The following is a 435-nucleotide window of genomic DNA, read 5'->3' on the forward strand; positions in this document are numbered from 1 at the left end:
GCGATCTGGGTCGCGGCGATTTCACGCTTCAGACGGTGCTGATACATCTCTTCCGGGAAGCGCTCCATCAGCACGCGCGGGAAGGCGCGCTCGAGGTGCTGCTGCACGTAGCTGTCGTCCGGCACGTCAGAGGCGATCAAGCTGGTCTTGAGATCGCTCTTGGCGTAAGAGACCAGCACGGACAGTTCCGGCAGGGTCAGGGCTTCACCGGCGTTGGAACGCTCGATCAGCGCCTCATCGGACGGCAGGAACTCGAGTTCACGGTCCAGGGTGCCGGCCGCTTCCAGCTCATTGATGAAGCGACGGAAGACGCCCATGCCTTCCTTGGACTGCTGCTCGGAGAGCGACAGCGCCTGGGTCTGGCGATAGTTGTCCTTGATCACCAGCTCGCCGACTTCGTCGGTCATCTCGGCCAGCTGCTGGTTGCGCTGCTTG

At 62.8% G+C, this 435-nt stretch carries 1 protein-coding gene; it reads right to left on the reverse strand.

Features of this window, described 5'->3' with window-relative positions:
• On the reverse strand, window positions 1-435 hold a 435-nt coding region (locus HUS66_RS17470), incomplete at both ends, for an NAD-glutamate dehydrogenase domain-containing protein (protein ID WP_175072457.1).

The organism is Onishia taeanensis (assembly GCF_013349955.1).
Lineage (GTDB): Bacteria > Pseudomonadota > Gammaproteobacteria > Pseudomonadales > Halomonadaceae > Onishia > Onishia taeanensis_B.